The sequence below is a fragment of the Pseudonocardia sp. ICBG1142 genome, from assembly GCF_020496255.1.
In the GTDB taxonomy this organism is placed as follows: Bacteria; Actinomycetota; Actinomycetes; order Mycobacteriales; family Pseudonocardiaceae; genus Pseudonocardia.
The window spans coordinates 93767-110793 of sequence record NZ_JAHLJC010000003.1; the positions used below are offsets into that span (position 1 = coordinate 93767).

16 protein-coding genes and 1 riboswitch are annotated in these 17027 nt (G+C 75.2%); of the genes, 6 read left to right on the plus strand and 10 right to left on the minus strand.

Annotation, left to right across the window (positions count from 1 at the left end):
- Positions 1-5: 5 nt before the first annotated feature.
- The 4 genes from KPL59_RS00630 to KPL59_RS00645 form a co-directional block, all read right to left on the minus strand.
- A complete protein-coding gene (locus KPL59_RS00630) occupies positions 6-1154 on the minus strand; it encodes a sugar ABC transporter substrate-binding protein (protein WP_226359579.1) in 1149 nt (382 codons plus the stop codon).
- 203 nt (positions 1155-1357) lie between these two features.
- Positions 1358-2086 carry an ABC transporter ATP-binding protein gene (locus KPL59_RS00635; protein WP_226359580.1) on the minus strand — a complete coding sequence of 243 codons (729 nt, stop codon included), beginning with the start codon at positions 2084-2086 and terminating at the stop codon, positions 1358-1360.
- On the minus strand, positions 2083-2850 hold the full coding sequence (locus KPL59_RS00640) for an ABC transporter permease (protein ID WP_226359581.1): 768 nt from the start codon (positions 2848-2850) through the stop codon (positions 2083-2085). Before KPL59_RS00640 ends, KPL59_RS00635 begins: the two co-directional genes overlap by 4 nt.
- A complete protein-coding gene (locus KPL59_RS00645; RefSeq protein ID WP_226351258.1) occupies positions 2847-3872 on the minus strand; it encodes an ABC transporter substrate-binding protein in 1026 nt (341 codons plus the stop codon). The genes KPL59_RS00640 and KPL59_RS00645 overlap by 4 nt, the downstream gene beginning before the upstream one ends.
- Positions 3864-3977, minus strand: a riboswitch (TPP riboswitch). It overlaps the preceding gene by 9 nt.
- Positions 3978-4205: 228 nt before the next feature.
- Between KPL59_RS00645 and KPL59_RS00650 the strand changes: the two genes are divergently transcribed.
- Entirely contained in the window at positions 4206-4928 is a 723-nt protein-coding gene (locus tag KPL59_RS00650) for a hypothetical protein (RefSeq protein ID WP_226351257.1), read from the plus strand.
- Between the two features lie 9 nt (positions 4929-4937).
- Here KPL59_RS00650 and KPL59_RS00655 read toward each other — a convergent pair whose 3' ends face one another.
- Positions 4938-5366: a hypothetical protein gene (locus KPL59_RS00655; protein WP_226351256.1), complete on the minus strand. Its 429-nt coding sequence runs from the start codon at positions 5364-5366 to the stop codon at positions 4938-4940.
- 117 nt (positions 5367-5483) lie between these two features.
- On the opposite strand from KPL59_RS00655, the gene KPL59_RS00660 reads away from it, so the two are divergent.
- Positions 5484-7187, plus strand: coding sequence for a choline dehydrogenase (locus KPL59_RS00660; protein ID WP_226359582.1), 1704 nt, complete (start codon positions 5484-5486; stop codon positions 7185-7187).
- A 106-nt stretch (positions 7188-7293) separates the two neighbouring features.
- On the opposite strand, the gene KPL59_RS00665 is transcribed toward KPL59_RS00660, so the two are convergent.
- Positions 7294-7479, minus strand: coding sequence for a hypothetical protein (locus tag KPL59_RS00665; RefSeq protein WP_020623547.1), 186 nt, complete (start codon positions 7477-7479; stop codon positions 7294-7296).
- 362 nt (positions 7480-7841) lie between these two features.
- On the opposite strand from KPL59_RS00665, the gene KPL59_RS00670 reads away from it, so the two are divergent.
- On the plus strand, positions 7842-8705 hold the full coding sequence (locus tag KPL59_RS00670) for a DMT family transporter (protein WP_226359778.1): 864 nt from the start codon (positions 7842-7844) through the stop codon (positions 8703-8705).
- 566 nt (positions 8706-9271) lie between these two features.
- On the opposite strand, the gene KPL59_RS00675 is transcribed toward KPL59_RS00670, so the two are convergent.
- Both KPL59_RS00675 and KPL59_RS00680 read right to left on the minus strand, forming a co-directional pair.
- Positions 9272-10999: a DEAD/DEAH box helicase gene (locus tag KPL59_RS00675; RefSeq protein ID WP_020623500.1), complete on the minus strand. Its 1728-nt coding sequence runs from the start codon at positions 10997-10999 to the stop codon at positions 9272-9274.
- 168 nt (positions 11000-11167) lie between these two features.
- Entirely contained in the window at positions 11168-11845 is a 678-nt protein-coding gene (locus tag KPL59_RS00680; RefSeq protein WP_226359583.1) for a class I SAM-dependent methyltransferase, read from the minus strand.
- A gap of 114 nt (positions 11846-11959) precedes the next feature.
- Here KPL59_RS00680 and KPL59_RS00685 point away from each other — a divergent pair, with 114 nt between their 5' ends.
- From KPL59_RS00685 to KPL59_RS00695, 3 genes are all read left to right on the plus strand, one after another.
- Positions 11960-13804 carry a hypothetical protein gene (locus tag KPL59_RS00685; RefSeq protein WP_226359584.1) on the plus strand — a complete coding sequence of 615 codons (1845 nt, stop codon included), beginning with the start codon at positions 11960-11962 and terminating at the stop codon, positions 13802-13804.
- A 76-nt stretch (positions 13805-13880) separates the two neighbouring features.
- A complete protein-coding gene (locus tag KPL59_RS00690) occupies positions 13881-14726 on the plus strand; it encodes an alpha/beta fold hydrolase (RefSeq protein WP_226359585.1) in 846 nt (281 codons plus the stop codon).
- A 63-nt stretch (positions 14727-14789) separates the two neighbouring features.
- Positions 14790-15362 (plus strand): GNAT family N-acetyltransferase, encoded by a 573-nt coding sequence (locus KPL59_RS00695; RefSeq protein ID WP_226351252.1) that lies wholly within the window; start codon positions 14790-14792, stop codon positions 15360-15362.
- A gap of 62 nt (positions 15363-15424) precedes the next feature.
- Here the strand turns inward: KPL59_RS00695 and KPL59_RS00700 are convergent, their stop codons facing one another.
- Together KPL59_RS00700 and KPL59_RS36630 are read right to left on the minus strand one after the other, a co-directional pair.
- Positions 15425-15679, minus strand: coding sequence for a DUF3039 domain-containing protein (locus KPL59_RS00700; protein WP_043279309.1), 255 nt, complete (start codon positions 15677-15679; stop codon positions 15425-15427).
- A 26-nt stretch (positions 15680-15705) separates the two neighbouring features.
- Positions 15706-16995 carry an alpha/beta fold hydrolase gene (locus tag KPL59_RS36630; protein ID WP_308187802.1) on the minus strand — a complete coding sequence of 430 codons (1290 nt, stop codon included), beginning with the start codon at positions 16993-16995 and terminating at the stop codon, positions 15706-15708.
- Positions 16996-17027: the final 32 nt, after the last annotated feature.

The following is a 17027-nucleotide window of genomic DNA, read 5'->3' on the forward strand; positions in this document are numbered from 1 at the left end:
GGGTCCTACTTGATGCCGAGCTGGCCGCAGGCGGCCTGGGTCTCGGCGTTGCAGATCTCCGAGGCCTTGACGTAGCCGGCGTCGGTGACCTTCTTGACCGAGTCCTTGGTGATCAGCTGCGGCTCGAGCAGCAGCGACTTGACGTCACGGTTGCCCTTCGGGTCCTCGACCGTCTGGGTGGCGACGCCGTCGGCGGCCGCGGTGTCGCCCTTGGCCAGGGCACCGGCGAGCTTCGCGGCGGCCTGCGCCTCCTGCTCGATCGGCTTGAACACCGTCATGTACTGGTCCCCGCGCAGGATCGCGGCGAGCCCGTCGGCGGTGGCGTCCTGGCCGGTGACCACGACCTTGCCGTTCAGGCCGTACTTGGCCAGCACCGTGACGATGGCGCCGGCGAGGCCGTCGTTGGCGGCGACGACGCCGTCGACCTTGCCGCCGTTGCCGGTGAGGATCTGCTCGAAGGTGGTGCCGCCGACCTGGTTGTCCCACTTGTCGATCTTCTGGCTCTGCACGAGCTTCAGGGCCCCGGACTCGTACTTGGGCTTCAGCACGGTCTGCTGGCCGTTGTAGAACAGGGTCGCGTTGTTGTCGGTCGGCGCGCCCTCGATCTCGATGACCTGGGCGCCCGGCTTGTTGCCGATGCCCTGGACCAGGCCCTCGCCCTGCAGGGCGCCGACCTTCTCGTTGTCGAAGGAGACGTAGTAGTCGCTGACGCCGCCGAGGTTGAGCCGGTCGTAGTCGATGACCGGGATGCCCTGGGCCTTCGCCTTCTGGGCGACGGCGGTGCCGCCGTCGCTGCTGATCGAGGCGATGATCATGACCTTGACACCGCTGGAGATCATGCCGTCGGCCAGGGTGGAGAACTTCTGCTCGTCGCCCTGGGCGTTCTGGATGTCGGGGTCCATGCCCTCGGCGCGCAGCGCCGCGTCCAGCATGGGCTTGTCGAAGCCCTCCCAGCGGGCCGAGGAGTCGGTCTCGGGGAGGATCACCCCGACCTTCACCCCGCCGCCGGACCCGCCGGAGCCACCGCCGGCGGTGTCGTCGCCGCCGCCCGCGCTGTTCTGTCCGCAGCCCGCGACGGCCAGCAGCAGGCCGAGGCCCGCCGCCGCGACCGCCCGACGCAGCCGGGGACCGCGCCCCGTGTTCCGTGCCCCCATCGGGGTCTCCCTCCACGACGTTGTGGACCGCTCGCATGATCACGAACGGGTGAATGTTGCGAGCGCCAACGTATTGGGCGGAACCGGCTCCGCAACAGCCTTCTGAATCGAGACAGTTCCCGTTTCGTCATCACGATCCGGTCACGAACGCCTACTTTGTTGCCCTCGGGCACGATCCGGAGCGCCGGAACGCCGGCCCTGCCTCAGCCGCGCAGGGTGTCCAGCAGGTCCGCCTCGACCGCGGCCAGCGCCGGGTCGGTACGGCTGCGCGGACGCCCGGCGTCGACGACGAGCTCCCGCACCACCGTCGCCGGGCGCGGCGAGAACACCAGCACCCGGTCCGAGAGCAGGGCCGCCTCCCGCACGTCGTGGGTGATCAGGACCGTCGTCCAGCCGTAGCGGGCGCGCACCGACTCCAGCCAGTCCTGCATCGCGGTCCGGGTGAGTGCATCCAGCGCGCCGAACGGCTCGTCGAGCAGCAGCACCTGCCGGCCCGCGACGACGGTGCGCAGCAGCGCCGCGCGCTGACGCATGCCGCCCGAGAGCTCGCCCGGGCGGGCGTCCTCGAAGCCGGCCAGCCCGAACGGCTCGAACAGCGCGCGGGCGCGCTCGCGGGCCTCGCGGCGCGGCACGCGGGCGACCTCCAGCCCGAGGGCGGTGTTGTCGAGGACCGTGCGCCACGGGAACAGCAGGTCCTGCTGGGGCATCAGACCGAACGGGGCACCGCGCACCGGGCCGCCGTCGACCTCGATGTCGCCGGTCACCGTCGCCCCGTCGAGGATGCCCGCCAGGGCCCCGAACAGCGTCGACTTGCCGCATCCCGACGGCCCGACGAGCGACACGAACTCCCCCGGCGCGACGTCCAGGCTCACCCCGGACAGCACCGGCAGGTCGCCGTAGGACACCGACAGGTCGCGCACCACGACCTTCACCGCGCACCTCCCCCGTCGTGGTCGGCCACGTACCAGGGCGTGACCAGGCGCTGGAGCAGGAAGGTCAGTGCGAACAACGTCACCGACAGCACGGCGGTGACACCGACCGCGGCGAGCACCAGGTCGGTGCGGAACTGGTTCTTCTGGAGCTGCATGAAGATCCCCAGGCCGGCCCGGGCGCCGACGTACTCGGCGAAGATCGCCCCGGTCACCGCGTAGGTGATCGCGATCCGCAGCGCCGTGAAGAACGACGGCAGCGCCCCCGGCAACCGCACGTAGCGGAACCGCTGCCAGCGCGAGGCACCCATCGACCGCAGCAGGGCGGTCGCGGCGCGGTCGGTCGCGGCGAAGCCCTCGATCAGCCCGACCGCCACCGGGAAGAACGTCACCAGCGCGATGACCAGCACCTTCGGCAGCAGGCCGAAACCGAACCAGATGATGAGCAGCGGGGCGATCGCGACCACCGGCAGCGTCTGCGAGGCCACCAGGAGGGGGGTCAGCGCCCGCCGCAGCCAGGGCGAGAAGTCCACCGCGCCCGCCGCGGCCCAGGCCAGCGCCATCGAGACGGTGAACCCGATCAGCGTCACCTGGACCGTCGGGAGGGTGTTCGCCCAGAGCTCGGCCCGGAACGCCCAGCCCTGCTCGACCACCCGCAGCGGCGAGGGCAGCACCTGGGGCCGGGTGCCGGCGACGGTGACCGCGACCTGCCAGGTGAGCAGCAACGCGGTCACCAGCGCGACGGCCGGCCACAGCCGACGGGTCACGGTGCCAGGTAGTCGTTGGTGAACCAGGTCGAGAAGTCCGGCTTCTGCCGCACCGGGGCCCCGTCCGGCCCCGCGACGGTGCCGGTGTCGTAGAGGAACCCGGAGAAGCCGGCCCACTGCTGCGGGGTCTGGAACCCCACGCGGCCCCGCGCGTCGCGCAGGAAGCGCTCACTGAGCATCTGCGCGCCCCGGTCGACCAGCTCGTCGGAGGTGAACGCGCCGGGGTTGGCCTCCTTCAGCATCCGCGCCGCCGTCGCCGGGTCCTGTGCGGCCAGCGCGTAGCCCTTCTGGACGGCCTGCACGAACCTGCGGGCGGTGTCCGGGTTGTCCCGCAGCCAGGTCGAGTTGCCCAGCAGCAGCACGTTGTAGGAGTCCGGGAAGCCGTAGTCGGTGTAGCGGAAGGTACGGATCGGCTCGCCCCGCAGCTGTGCCTCGATCCCCTCGACGTTGACGAACGGCTCGGTGAAGTCGGCCTGCCCCGAGTAGAGCGCCTCGTAGGCGGCGGTGGACAGCACCTCGGTGCGGAAGTCTCCGCGCCCGCCGTCGGCCCGGATCACGGCCTGCATCTTCTGGTTCTCGCCGGGCCCGCCGAACCCGGCGTAGACCTTCCCGTCCAGGTCGCGCGGCCGCGTGAGGTCGGACCGGTCGGCGCGCACGGCGATCTCGGTGGCCCAGTGCTGCAGGATCGCCATGACCGAGGTGATGTCGGCACCCGCGGCCCTGGAGAAGGTGAACGAGTCCTGGAAGCCGATGCCGAAGTCCGCGGCGCCGGAGCCGACCAGGGTGTCCGGCGAGGTCTGGTTGTAGGGCAGGAACTCGACGTCGAGGCCGGCGTCGCGGAAGTAGCCCGCCTGCTGGGCGGCGAACAGCCCGATGTGGTTGGTGTTCGGCGTCCAGTCCAGCGCGACGCGGATCGGCCCGCCCCCGGCCGCGGCCCCGGAGCCGTCGCCCGCGGCGCAGCCGGACAGGGCGAGCGCGAGCGCCAGCACGACGGCCAGTGGACGGAGAGCACGTGACAGCACGGAGCGGCCTCCCTACGCCGGTGTGACCCGGATCAGGTTCGAACGGTCGGCGGCCGGTCCTGCCGCCCTCTCAGCCTCGGTGCGCGGGCTCCCGCGGTACGTCCGGAGACCTTACGCGGCCCGCCCGGTCCCGCCGGGGCGACGTCGGTCGCACCGCGCCGTTCGGACACCCCCCGTCACCGGAGCCGCGACTTCGGTCACCTGCGGTGATCGGTCGGACGCGCCGGGCGAGCCGCCGTCCGCGGCGGTGACCACGATCGTTATCCTCACCCACCACACCCGCGACGCTGTGTCACGGACCTCGCTCGCGGGAGCTGACGCGGAAGGGACGAGATGGCGGCCTCGCTCTGGACCTCCGGCACGACCGGGCGGCCGATGCCCGACCCGGCACCCGCCCTGGTGCGGGTCGCGTTGCAGGCCGGTTCCGTCTCCGTCGCGCACGCGGACGTCGCCGCGATGCTGTCCGGGATCTGCGTCGCACTGGTGCCCGCCGCCCGGGTCGGAGGTGCGGCGCTGCTGCTGCGCGAGCCCGCCGACCCCCGCGACGCCGAGGCCCGGCGGGTCTTCGGGTCCGACACCGCCGCCCTGCGCCTGGGCGAGCTGCAGCGCCGGGCCGACGCCGGGCCGGGCCCCGCCGCCGAGCGCGGCGACCGCACCCTGACCACGCCGGACCTGACCCGGACCGGGCCGCCCGAGCTGGCCGCGGCCGCGGCCGACTGCGGTCTGGTCCGCTCGCTGTCAGTGCCGGTCCCGGTCGCCGGGCGTACCGCGGGCGCCCTGCAGCTGTTCGCCCGGGGCGGGCCCGACGACCCGCTGGGCGAGCGGCTGGTCGTCGCGCTGGCGCCGGTGGTCACCGCACTCGCGGCCCGGCTCACCGACGTCCGCGAGCTGGCCCGGCTGCAGCTGGGCACCGCGGCGTCCGCGGTGCCCGAGCAGTCCGACGCGGTCGACCGCACCGCGCTGATCCCGGCGGCCCGCCGCTCCCCCGCGGCACCGGTGGCGCCGCGGGTGCCCGCCCAGCGGCAGGCCCGGCACCGCCGGCGCGACCAGACCTGATCCCCGGGGTCAGGTCTCCGGCCGGTCCTCGCGGGCCGCGCCCCGTTCGAGGAGCTGCTGGTGCTCCTGCAGGTAGGCCGACGCGCGCTGGCGGCTGACCCCGAACAGCCTGCCGATCCCGGCGATCGACTCGCCCTCGCCGTGCAGCGCGACGGCCTCCTCACGGCGGAACCTGCCACCCACGGCGCCCAGGCCGTCGAGGGTGCGGGTGAGGGTCTCGACGATCAGCAGCCGTGCCTCGCGCGGGACGATCTCCCGCCAGCTCAGCCCCTGTGCCCGCAGTTCCTGCAGCTCGGCCACCCGTAGGCGGGCCGAGGACAGCGCGGCGACCGACGCGTCCAGCTGGGCCGCGAGGGCGGCCAACGCGGTGTCGGCGTCGTCCGCGGGCCGGTCGCGGAGGTCCGCTCCGTCGTCCGCACCACGCTCGGTCGTCGTCACGCCGTCGAGCGTACGGGGGCGGCGACGACGGGCGGTGGCCGCGGCGTACCGTGATCCACGCAAGGGGGGTTGCTCCCTCGAACAGGGCAATCCCGACAGTACGTGTGGAGGACGCGAATGGGCCGGTACGACGTCGTCATCGTCGGCGGAGGATCCGCGGGGGCGGTGCTGGCCTCGCGGCTCACGGAGGATCCCACACGCCGGGTGCTGATGCTCGAGGCGGGCCGCCCCGACCACCGCTGGGACCCGATCATCCGGATGCCCGCCGCGCTGTCCAAGGCGTGGGGCAACCCGCGCTACGACTGGTGCTACGTCACCGAGCCCGAGTCGGGTCTGGCCGGGCGCCGGATCGCCGTCCCGCGCGGGAAGGTCCTGGGCGGCAGCAGCAGCATCAACGGGATGGTCTACCAGCGGGCCCACCCGGGCGACTACGACCGCTGGTCCCGCCTGCCCGGCTGCGAGCAGTGGAGCTCGGCCCACCTGCTGCCCTACTTCCGCCGCCTGGAGCGTCGGACCTCCGAGCACGGCACCCCGCTGCCCGACGGCGGCCACGGCCCGCAGATCCTCGAGCGGGCCCCGGCGGCCGGCCCGCTGAACGCGGCGTTCCTGGCCGCGGCCCAGCAGGCCGGGCACGCGCTGGTCGACTCGACGAACGGTCCGGTCCAGGAGGGCTTCTCCCGCACCGAACGCACGATCTCGCGCGGGCGCCGCTTCTCGGCCACCGACGCGTGGCTGCACCCGGTCGCCGGCTCCCGGCCCAACCTGACCGTGCGCACTGGCGCCCTGGTCCGCGCGCTGCGCACCGACGCCCGCGGCACCCGGGTCATCGGGGTCCGCTACCGCGCCTCCGACGGCACCATCCGCGACGTCGACGCCGGCGAGACGATCCTGGCCGCCGGTTCCATCGCGACACCGCAGCTGCTCCAGGTGTCCGGTTTCGGTGACCCGGAGCACCTCGCGGGCATCGGCGTCGAGACCCGGGTGGCGCTGCCGGGGGTCGGCGCGAACCTGCAGGACCACCTCGCGGTGCACCTGCAGCACGCCTGCTCCCAGCCGATCTCGCTGGCGCCGCAGCGGGCACCGCACCGGCTGCCCGCCGCGGCGGCCCGCTGGCTGGTCTCGGGCACCGGGGTCGGGGCGAGCAACCACTTCGAGATCGGCGGGTTCGCCTCCACCTCGATGGCCGGGGACATCCCGGACGTGATGATGCTGTTCGCTCCGGTCGCGATGCGCTTCGCGCCGGACGTCCCGCCGGTCGGGCACGGCTACGAGATGCACGTCTCGGTGATGGCGGGCGACGTCCGGGGGACGGTGCGCGCGGTGTCCCGCGACACCGCGGTCCCGCCGCGCCTGGTGCAGAACTACCTGGTCACCGACGGCGACCGGCGTCGCTGGGTGGAGGCCGTCGGCCTGGCCAGGGAGATCCTGAACCAGCCGGCGTTCGCCGACCTCGACGCCGGGGAGACCTTCCCCGGGGAGGCCGTCCGCTCCGACGCCGAGATCCTCGACTGGGTGTCCCGGCGCGCCCAGAACGGGCTGCACCCGACCAGCACCGCGCGGATGGGCACCGACGCCGACGCCGTCGTGGACCCGTCGACGCTGCAGGTGCACGGCACCGAGGGCCTGCGGGTCGTCGACGCGTCGATCTTCCCGGACGTGCCCAACGCCAACACCTACGGCCCCGTGGTGGCGGTGGCAGAGCGGGCCGCCGACATCGTCACCGGCGCGACCCCGCTGCCCGCCGACCCGGCGCCGTCGCGGCGGGCCGGGACGCACGAGGGCACGGGCTCCGGACAGGAGCCGTTCGCGCCGGCATCCTGAGGCGCCCGACCTCCTGACACCCCCGACATGCCGAACGGGGCGGGGATCCGATCGGATCCCCGCCCCGTTCGCGGGTCTGTGTGTGGGGCCGCGGCGGCCCCGGGCGTCACTCCCCGGTCTGCACCTGCACCCCGGACTCACGCAGCTTCTCGGCGTGGGCACGACCGTGGTGGTTGCAGAACAGGAGTTCCCCACCGGAGGGCAGGATCGCGCGCACCTTGGCAGCCGCACCGCAGCGGTCGCAACGGTCGGCAAGGGTCAGTTCGGGCCGGGTCAGCGTTTCGGGCTGCATAGCGGTCTCCCTCCGTCGCGGCGGCGGGCTTCGGGCGCTCGCCGCCGTATCACTGTGACGACCGCACGAGCGGCTCGCCCACACCTGTACAGACGCTCGAGGCCCCTGTACGTGTTCCCGGGATGCGTCGCGACGTCCGTCACGTGTGGCGCGGGCCGCACGGTCCGGTGGCGCCGCGATGTACCCGCGGTGACCGATTGCGTATGAAGTTGACTGCGTGTGAATCATGCGGGGAACTCGGCCGACGTGCAAGCGCGCCACGGTAAATACGGTGTGTCGCGGACTACGGTGGGCGAGTGAGTCCCCGCCCGTCGCCCGATCGTGTTCCCGCTCCGCTGCTGTTCCTGGCCGGTGGGATCTCGATGTACGTGGGGGCCGCACTGGCCGTCGGGCTGTTCGACCGGCTGGCGCCGTCGGCGGTCGCCGAGCTGCGGCTGATCGGTGCCGCGCTGCTGCTCCTGGCCTGGCGCCGCCCCGACCGCGACGCCTGGCGCGGCGTCCGCCTCGTCCGCGCGGGGGTGTTCGGGCTGGCCACGGCCCTGATGAACGTCGCCTACTACGAGGCGATCGCCCGGCTGCCGCTCGGCACTGCGGTGGCGGTCGAGTTCACCGGCCCGGTCCTGGTCGCGGCACTCGCCTCCCGCCGGTTCCGCGACATCGGCGCGGTCGGCCTGGCCGCCGTCGGCGTGCTCCTGATCGCCGACGTCCGCTGGTCCGGCAGCCCGGCCGGTGTGCTGTGGGCACTGGGCGCGGCGGCGATGTGGGCCGCCTACATCGTGCTGGGCAAGCGGGTCGCACGCGCCGGTTCCGGCATCGACGACCTGGCGACGGGGTTCACCGTGGCCGCCGTCGTCCTGGTCCCGCTGTTGTTCGTCGGGGGTCCGGGAGCCGCGACCGGGTTCGGCGTCGCGAACCTCGCACCGCTCGCCGATCCGGCGGTGCTCGCCCTGTCCATCGGGCTGGGTGTGCTCAGCTCGCTGATCCCCTACGTGCTGGACCAGGTCGTGCTGCGCCGGGTCGGGCAGGCCCGGTTCGCGGTGCTGCTGGCGCTGCTGCCCGCCACCGCGACCCTGGTCGGGCTCGTGGTGCTCGGTCAGCTGCCCGGGACGCTGGAGGCGGTCGGGATCGGCCTGGTGGTCCTCGCCGTGGCCCTGCGGTCCCGCGACGGCGACGAACCCGTCCCCCTGCCCGCCACGTCCGCCCGGGACCGGGCCGCCCCATCCTGACCGATCCGCCCTGACCGGCCCGGCGACACGACGCCCGCGGTGATCCGTTCCGCGCGCGGTGATCCGCGGTCCGCACGGTGATCCGCCGTCCGCGCGCTGATCCGGAGTCCGCACGCTGATCCGTCCGCGCACGGTCCTCCGGAGTCCACACGCTGACCCGCGGCGCTCGCTGATCCCCAGTCCGCGCTGATCCGGAGTCCGCGCGCTGATCCGCCATCCCCACGGTGATCCGCGGTGCGCGCGCAGATCCGCAGTCCGCGCGGTGATCCGCAGTCTGCGCGGTGATCCGCGGTCCGCGCGTGTCCGGACGCGCGCGTCGAGCGGATCAGCGCGCGCGGAACGGATCACCGTGTGCTCGGCCGCACCGGCGTCCCGGTGGTGCTGCGGTGGCGCTGCGGTGGCGCTGCAGCCCCGCGACGGCGACAGGCCGCCCCATCGCCCGGGCACGGGCCGCCGTGCCCTTCCGGCCCGGCCTGCGCGGTGGTCCCAGCACGACGGTGCTGCCTGCGGGCCCCGCCCGCGCAGGAACGGGGCTCGCGCGCGGTCGCGGCCCGCGAGGGCGGCCCTCAGCGCCAGGAACGCAGGGTCGCGATGCGTTCCTCGAGCTGCTCGATGGTCGCCATCGCCACCGGCGGGCCGCCGCAGTGCGCCCGCAGCTCGTTGTGGATCTTCCCGTGCGGCTTGCGGGTCTTGTGGTTGTGCAGCGCGACCAGGGTGTTGAGCTCCTTGCGCAGGGTCTGCAGCCGCTCCCGGACGCTCTGCCCGCGTTCGGCGGCCGGCGGCGGGGTCGGTTCGGTCGCCGGCGTCGCGCGGGCCTGGGCACCGGTGCGCGGTGACCCCTTCGCGATCCACTCCGCCTGCCGCTGGGACAGCAGGGTGCGCACCTGGTCGGGCTCCAGCAGACCGGGCAGCCCGAGGTAGTCCTCCTCGTCGGCGGAGTAGGTGGCGCCCTCGTAGATCAGCTGGTCCAGCTCGGCGTCGGCGCCGAGGGAGGTGAACGCCTGCTCCTGCTCACCGGGCTCGTCCTTGACCTTGTTGGCCTCGTTCAGCTCGGCGTCGTTCCAGACCTCCTCGGGCCGCTGCGGCTTGCCGAGGACGTGGTCGCGCTGCGCCTCCAGCTCGCTGGCCAGGCCGAGCAGCACCGGGACGCTGGGGACGAACACCGACGCGGTCTCGCCCTGCCGCCGCGACCGCACGAAGCGGCCGATGGCCTGGGCGAAGTAGAGCGGGGTCGAGGCGCTGGTGGCGTAGACGCCGACGGCGAGGCGCGGCACGTCGACGCCCTCGGACACCATCCGGACCGCGACCATCCACCGCTCGGTGGAGCGGGAGAACTCCGCGATCCGCTCCGAGCCGCCCGCCTCGTCGGACAGCACGACCGCGGGCCGCACCCCGGTGATGCCGGTCAGCAACGCGGCGTAGGCCCGTGCCGCGGTCTGGTCGGTGGCGATGACCAGGCCGCCCGCGTCGGGCATGCCCCCGTCGCGGTGGCTCTGCAGGCGGCGGTCGGCCGCGGCGAGCACCGCGGGCATCCAGTCCCCCGAGGGGTCGAGCGCGGTCCGCCAGGCCATCGCGGTCTGCTCGCGGGTCAGCGGCTCCCCCAGCCGGGCCGACATCTCCTCGCCGGCACTGGTGCGCCAGTTGGAGGTGCCGGAGTAGGCCAGGAAGACGACCGGCCGGACCACGTTGTCGGCGAGCGCCTCGGCGTAGCCGTACTGGTGGTCGGCGCGGCTGCGCGGGGCGCCCTCGGCGTCGGGGACGTACTCGACGAACGGGATCGGGTTGTCGTCGGAGCGGAACGGCGTACCGGTCAGGGCCAGGCGGCGGGTGGCGGGCTCGAACGCCTCGTAGACGCCCTCGCCCCAGCTCTTGGCGTCGCCGGCGTGGTGGATCTCGTCGAGGATCACCAGCATCCGGCGGTTCTCGGTCCGGTTGCGGTGCAGCATCGGGTGCGCGGCGACGCCGGCGTAGGTGATCGCGATGCCCTGGTAGTCCCGCGAGGTGCCGCCCGCGGAGTTGCGGAACTCGGGGTCGAGCGCGATCCCGGCGGCCGCGGCCGACTCGGCCCACTGGTACTTCAGGTGCTCGGTCGGGGTGACGACGGTGATCGCGTCGACCACCCGGTCGCGCAGCAGCTCCGACGCGACGCGCAGGGCGAAGGTCGTCTTGCCCGCGCCCGGGGTCGCGACCGCGAGGAAGTCCCGCGGCGAGGTCGCGAGGTAGCGGGCGAGTGCGCTGCGCTGCCACGCGCGCAGCGGGCGGGTGTCGGGCGACACGAGCTGGGTCTGCGACACACGTCTCCCCTGGTCCGTGGGTCGTTCCCGGGTGGGAACCGGCGATTCCCCGCCACGTCCGCGCGTCGACGCCGACACGGCTGCGGGGCGCGGATCAGGGTAGCCGGGCGTCGTGGCGGCGCCGCCCGGTGGGCGGGCAGGGAGCCTCCCCGGCGGTGACGGGCCAGGTCAGCCCCGGGGCAGCCGCGGGCGGCGGGCAGTGAGGACGAACGCGGGCGGGAGGTTGGCGAGCACCGCGCGGCCGTGCACGACCTCCTCGAAGGCCGCGGCGAGCCGGCGGCGGAGCCGGCGGGCGGGCGGCAGGGCCCGGGTCACCGAGTAGCCGAACTGGGTCAGGGCGCCGTGGGGGTTCAGACAGCCGGCGACGACGTCGGTCAGCCACGGCTCCTCGCGCGGGTAGGCCGCCCACGGCAGCCCGGACACGACGACGTCGGCACGGGCGAGCCCGCGGGCGGCCAGCAGCGCGGGCAGCTCGGCCGCGTCGGCGACGACGACGTCGAGGCCGGGGTGGCGGGCCCGCAGCAGCGTGGCCAGGCGCGGGTTCAGCTCGACGGCCAGATGGTGGCCGCGGCCGCCGAGCCGCTCGGCGATGACGTCGGTGAACGCCCCGGTGCCCGGCCCCAGCTCGACGACGACCGGGTCCCCGGTCGCGGGGACCGGCGCCGTCGCGGCGAGGGCCAGCGCCCGGGAGCTCGGCAGCGCCGATGCCGTGCGCAGCGGGTCGCGCAGGAATTCCCGTAGGAACGCACCCGCCCCGGCGGTGGAGGTCAGCGTTGCCGTCAGCGGGGCCGTCTGCGGTGACGTCTGCGGTGCCGGGGACGGGGTGGACGGTGCGACGGTGCTCATCGGGCTCCGGGTTCTCGTGCGACGCGACCGGGCCACCATGCCGGTCCGGTCCGAACGCCGCCCGACGACGGGGTGAACGCGCCGCGACCGGTCGCGGTGGGGATGATGGAGGCGATGAGCGAGCGCGACCGCACCCCAGCCGACGCCGGCCCCCTCGCCCTGCCCGCGGCGGGGCTGCGGCTGGCGGCCGCCGTGTCCGCACGGCCGCTGCTGCTCCTGCGCCGCGGCGGCGGCTGGGTCGCCGAGCTGGGCCGGGTCGGCCTGGGCCGCTCCGACCTGGCTCCGGACGTGCCGGCCGGCCCGGTCGCACCGGTGGCGCGGTGCGTGGCCCAGGTGCTGCTCGCGACGACCGGGGCGGTGGCCGGGCTGCTCGACGACGCCGTCGCGAGCCCCGACATGCCCCTGCCCGCCGCGGACGCCGAGCGGCTGCGCGCGACCCTCGCGGGCCTCACGTCACTGCTGCTGCCGGGCGCCGGCCCGCTCGTGATCACCGGATCGGCGGGAGCCGGTGCCAGGGACGGCGCCGCTGCCACGGCCAGGACCGGTCCCGGCCGGCAGGACGACCGCGGACGGGCCGCCGCCGTGACCGACGCCACCGCGGCCACCGCGGCCACCGACACCGTGGCCACCGACCGCGTGGCCACCACCGACAGCGTGGCCACCGACACCACGACCGCCGACGAGGCCTGCCCGGCCCCGGCCGAGGCCGCCGAGCGGGTCTTCACACCCCCCGGCGCCGACACCCCCTCGGTCCCGTTCGACACCGGCGCCCGCGACGCCCGGGGCGGCCCCGTCCCCGGCCGCGACGTCGCCGCCACCCCCGGCGCGGTCGTCCTGCGCACCCCGATGTTCGAGCTGCTGCAGTACCTGCCGCGGACCGAGAAGGTGCGCGACACCCCGGTGCTGGTCGTCCCGCCGCTGGTGCACCGCTACTGGCTGGCCGATCTCGCGCCGGGGTACTCGCTGGTCGAGCACCTGCTCGAGAAGGGCCTGCAGGTGTTCGCGCTGTCCTGGCGCCCGGCCGGCCCGGCCGACGCCGACCGGGACCTCGACGCGCACGCCGCCGCCGTCCTCGACGCCGTCGACGCCTGCGGGCGGATCACCCGCGCCCCGCGGGTGTCGCTGCTCGGGGTGCGCACCGGCGGGCTGCTGACCGCGGCGGTGCAGGCCCACCAGGCCGCGATCGGGCTCGACGACCGGGTCGCCGCGGTCGCCTACCTCGCCACCGTCCTCGACCAGTCCGACGCGCTGCCCGGCTTCGCGCCCGACCCGGCGACCGTCGCGGAGACCGCCGACCTGGCCGCCCGCGACGGCGTCCTCGACGGCGCGACGGCGGTGCGGGCCTGGGCGTGGCGGCGCGGCCCGGACCGGGTGCTGCCGTGGGCGGTGCCACACGGTGGCGGGACCGCCGACCTGGACGGCCGCGCCGCGCGGGCGATGCGGGCCTGGGTGGCCGACCTGCTGCCGCTGCCCGCCGGGCTGCACACCGACCTCGCCGCGCTCGCCGCGGCCACCGGCGACGGCGCGGACCCCGACCGGCCCGACGTGCGGGTCCTCGGCACCCCCGTCCGGTTCGCCGAGCTGCGGCGCGACAGCTACCTCGTGGCCGCCGACGACGACCCGGTACAGCCCTGGACGGGTGGGTACCGCACCGCACAGCGCCTCGGCGGCGGCTGCCGGCTCGTGCTGGCCCCCGGTGACCAGGCGGGGGCGCTGATCGCACCGCCGTCGATGGCGACCGGGTTCCGGGCCGCCCCCTGCTCCACCGGCGACGGCGTGGCGCAGCGCTGGCGGGCCGGGGCCGAGGCCGTCGAGGGCTCCTGGTGGGACGACCTGGCCCGCTGGCTGGTCGAGCGGTCCGGCACGGTGCGCGACGCACCCCCCGAGCTGGGCGGCCGCCGCCTGCGACCGCTGTTCCCCGCGCCGGGCACCTACCTGGGCGAACCCGCCCCCGTCTGAGGGCGGGCCCGGGATCGTCACACCTCGGCCTTTCCGGCACCCCACCGCCCGGCCACGGCGCCTAGGCTCGACGGTGATGACCACTTCCAGCTCCCGTCCCGTGGGCGGGGCAGGCCTCGAGGAGCACGACGTGCTCGTCGGCGGTCGGGCCCTGCGCGTCGTGCGTCGCCCCGCCTCCGGCCCGGGCCCCCGCCGTACCCCGCTGCTGCTGTGCAACGGCATCGGCGCCGCCACCGACGTGCTCGACCCGCTGGTCGCGGCGCTGCCCGCGGACCTCGACGTCATCCGGTTCGACCCGCCGGGCATCGGCGGGTCAGCGGTGCCGCGGATGCCGTACCACCTGACGTGGATGGCGCACCGGCTCGGCCAGGTGCTCACGAAGCTGGGCGTGCGCGAGGCCGACGTCCTGGGGTTCTCCTGGGGCGGGATGCTGGCCCAGCAGCTGGCGATCAGCCGTCGACGACGGGTCCGCAAGCTCGTGCTCGTCGCGACCGGGCCGGGGGCGCTGATGATCCCCGCCTCGCCGCGGGTGATGGCCGTCATGACCTCGCCGAAGCGCCACCAGGACCCGTCCTACATCGACGCCGTCGCCGCCCGCATCTACGGCGGCTCGCTGCGCGACCACCCGGAACGGGCCGCGGAGGCACTCGGCGCGGGCGCCCGGCGCGGCCCGATGCGCGGCTACTACTACCAGCTGATGGCGCTCTCGGGCTGGACCAGCCTGCCGCTGCTGCCGGCGATCACCGCCGACACCCTGATCATCGCCGGCGACGACGACCCGATCGTCCCGCGCGGCAACGCCACGATGCTGCACCGCGGGATCCGCCGCTCCCGGATCAGCCGCTACCCCGGTGGGCACCTGGAGCTGCTGCTCGACCCGGAGCCGTTCGCCGCGGAGATCGACACCTTCCTGCGGTCCTGATCCCGGTCCCACCCGGCCCCCGCCCGAGCGGGTCCGCGCGGGTGGACGCACGATGGCCGGGTGGTGACCCCCGCACGAACGACCGGTGCACGCACGACCGGTGTACGCACGACGCCCGCCCGCCCGGCCCGCGACACGGTCCTGCGGCCGTGGGGTGGCCCGGCGGACTCGGCGGCACTGGCCGCGCTCGACGACGGCGCCCCCGGCATCGGCGACACCACCGGACCGGAGTGGCACGACGACGCCGCGGCCGACCCGGCACGGATGCACCTGATCCTCGAACGCCCCGGCGAGCCCGGCCCGGCGGGCTACGCCGTGCTGGCCGCGCCGCGCGGCCCGGAACCGGGCGTCGAGCTGCACCGGCTCGTGGTCCATCCCGACCGGCGCGGCACCGGCGCCGGGCGGGCACTGCTCGGTGCCGCCCTCGCCGTCGCCGGGGTGCCCGGTGCGACCGGGGAGACCCCCGAGCGGCCACCGTGGGCGGGGACGGGGCGGCTGTGGCTCGAGGTGGCCGCGGACAACGCCGCGGCGCTGGCGCTCTACCGGTCGGCCGGGATGGTCACCGAGACCGTGCTGCGCGCCGTGCCCGGTGACCCGTGCTCCACCCCGCTGCGGCTGCTGCTCGCGCGGGGCTGAGCCGGTCCCGGCGTGCCCTCAGCGCAGGCGCGGCGCCCTCTCGGCGCCGCCTCGGGCGGGTCTCACTCGCCGTCGCCGCCACCAGGGGGGAGCCCGTCGAAGATCTCCTTGCACTGCGGGCACACCGGCGACCCCGGCTTGGGCGACTTGGTCACCGGGAAGGTCTCGCCGCACAGTGCCACGACCATGTTCCCCAGGACGGCGCTCTCGGCGATCCGGTCCTTCTTGACGTAGTGGAACATGTCCGGCCGGTCGTCACCGGTCTTGTCGGTGGTCTCCGGCCGGGTGTCGACCTCGGGCAGCGTCGTCGTGGACATGGCGCCCATGATGCCCGAACACGGCCTCAACGCGTGGAGGTGGTGCCGCCGCCCGCCGTGCCCGTGGGCTGCTCGTCGTCGGTCGTGGGCCCGTCACCGGGAGGTGGCTCGTCCGCCTGGTCGATCACCGGGTGCGGGCGGGCCTCGATGGCCCGGTGCCCCTGGCGGTGCCGGTTGGGCTTCTCGGCCTTGCGCGGCAGCCGGTCGTTCGCGATCAGCACCGCCATCCACGGCAGCGGCACGGAGATCACGAGCAGGGTCACCGCGACCCACGGGTAGGTGTAGAAGACGCCGGCGAGGACCATGCACGGGATCCGCATGCCCATCGTCCACTTGTAGCGCCGCTTGCGGATCTCCAGTTCCTCTTCGTAGGACATCTGCGCGTCCGTGATGAGAACGGGGTCCTCGCGTCGCTGGTCAGCCACTGTCGAACCACCTCCCTCTCCATGGTGACACCCCTGTGCGTTCTCTGCGCGGGCGCCCGCGGGGCGCCTCGCGCACATCCGAGGGTCCGTCGACGGTGGGATCCAGCGACTCCCAGCGACGCAGCCGCGCGGCGAGCAGCCGCGACCACCACACGACGTCGTCCGGGGTCGCCGCGATCGACAGCCCGGCCGCGGGCAGCCGCTCCCGCAGGGTCTGCGCGGTGGACTCCGGATGCCCCGGGTCCCCGGTCCAGGCCAGGATCTGCACCGGCACCGTGATCCGCTCCAGCTCCTCCGGTGCGGGGAGGTCGGTGGCGGCCGCGCCGCGCAGGATGGCCGGGAGCAGGTCGGCGCGTACGTCGGGTTCGGTCCGCGGGCGGCCCCGGGCGGCCGGGGGGGGAGATCCGCGTCGTCGGCGCCGGCGTCGAGCGCCGCGATGCCGGCGGCCTCCACGGCCAGCGCGGAGCGCTCGTAGTCGCGGGCCCGGGCGCGCCGGGTCTCCCAGGCGGTCGGCGGCAGCATCAGGGTGAGGCTGGCGAACCGGCCCGGGTCGGCCAGTGCGGCGTGCAGCAGCGTTCCGGCGCCCATCGACGGTCCGACCCCGTGCACCCGCTCACCGGGCAGGACGTGGTCGAGCAGCCCCAGCAGGTCCCGGGCCAGCGCGGGCCACCGGTAGTCGGCGGGGTCGGTGGTGCCGCCGGAGAGGCCGTGGCCGCGCGCGTCGTAGCGCAGCAGCCGGATGCCCTCGACCCGGGAGGCGATGTCGAGCCGCATCAGGGTCTCGCGGCGGCGGCTGGAGGTGAGGCCGTGCAGCGCCACCACCGCCGGAGCGCCGGGTTCGTCGCGTACGTCGAAGTCGAGCGTCGCCCCGGCGATCCCGAACGTGGCCATGCGCTACGCCTCCTGATCATCGTCGGCCTAGG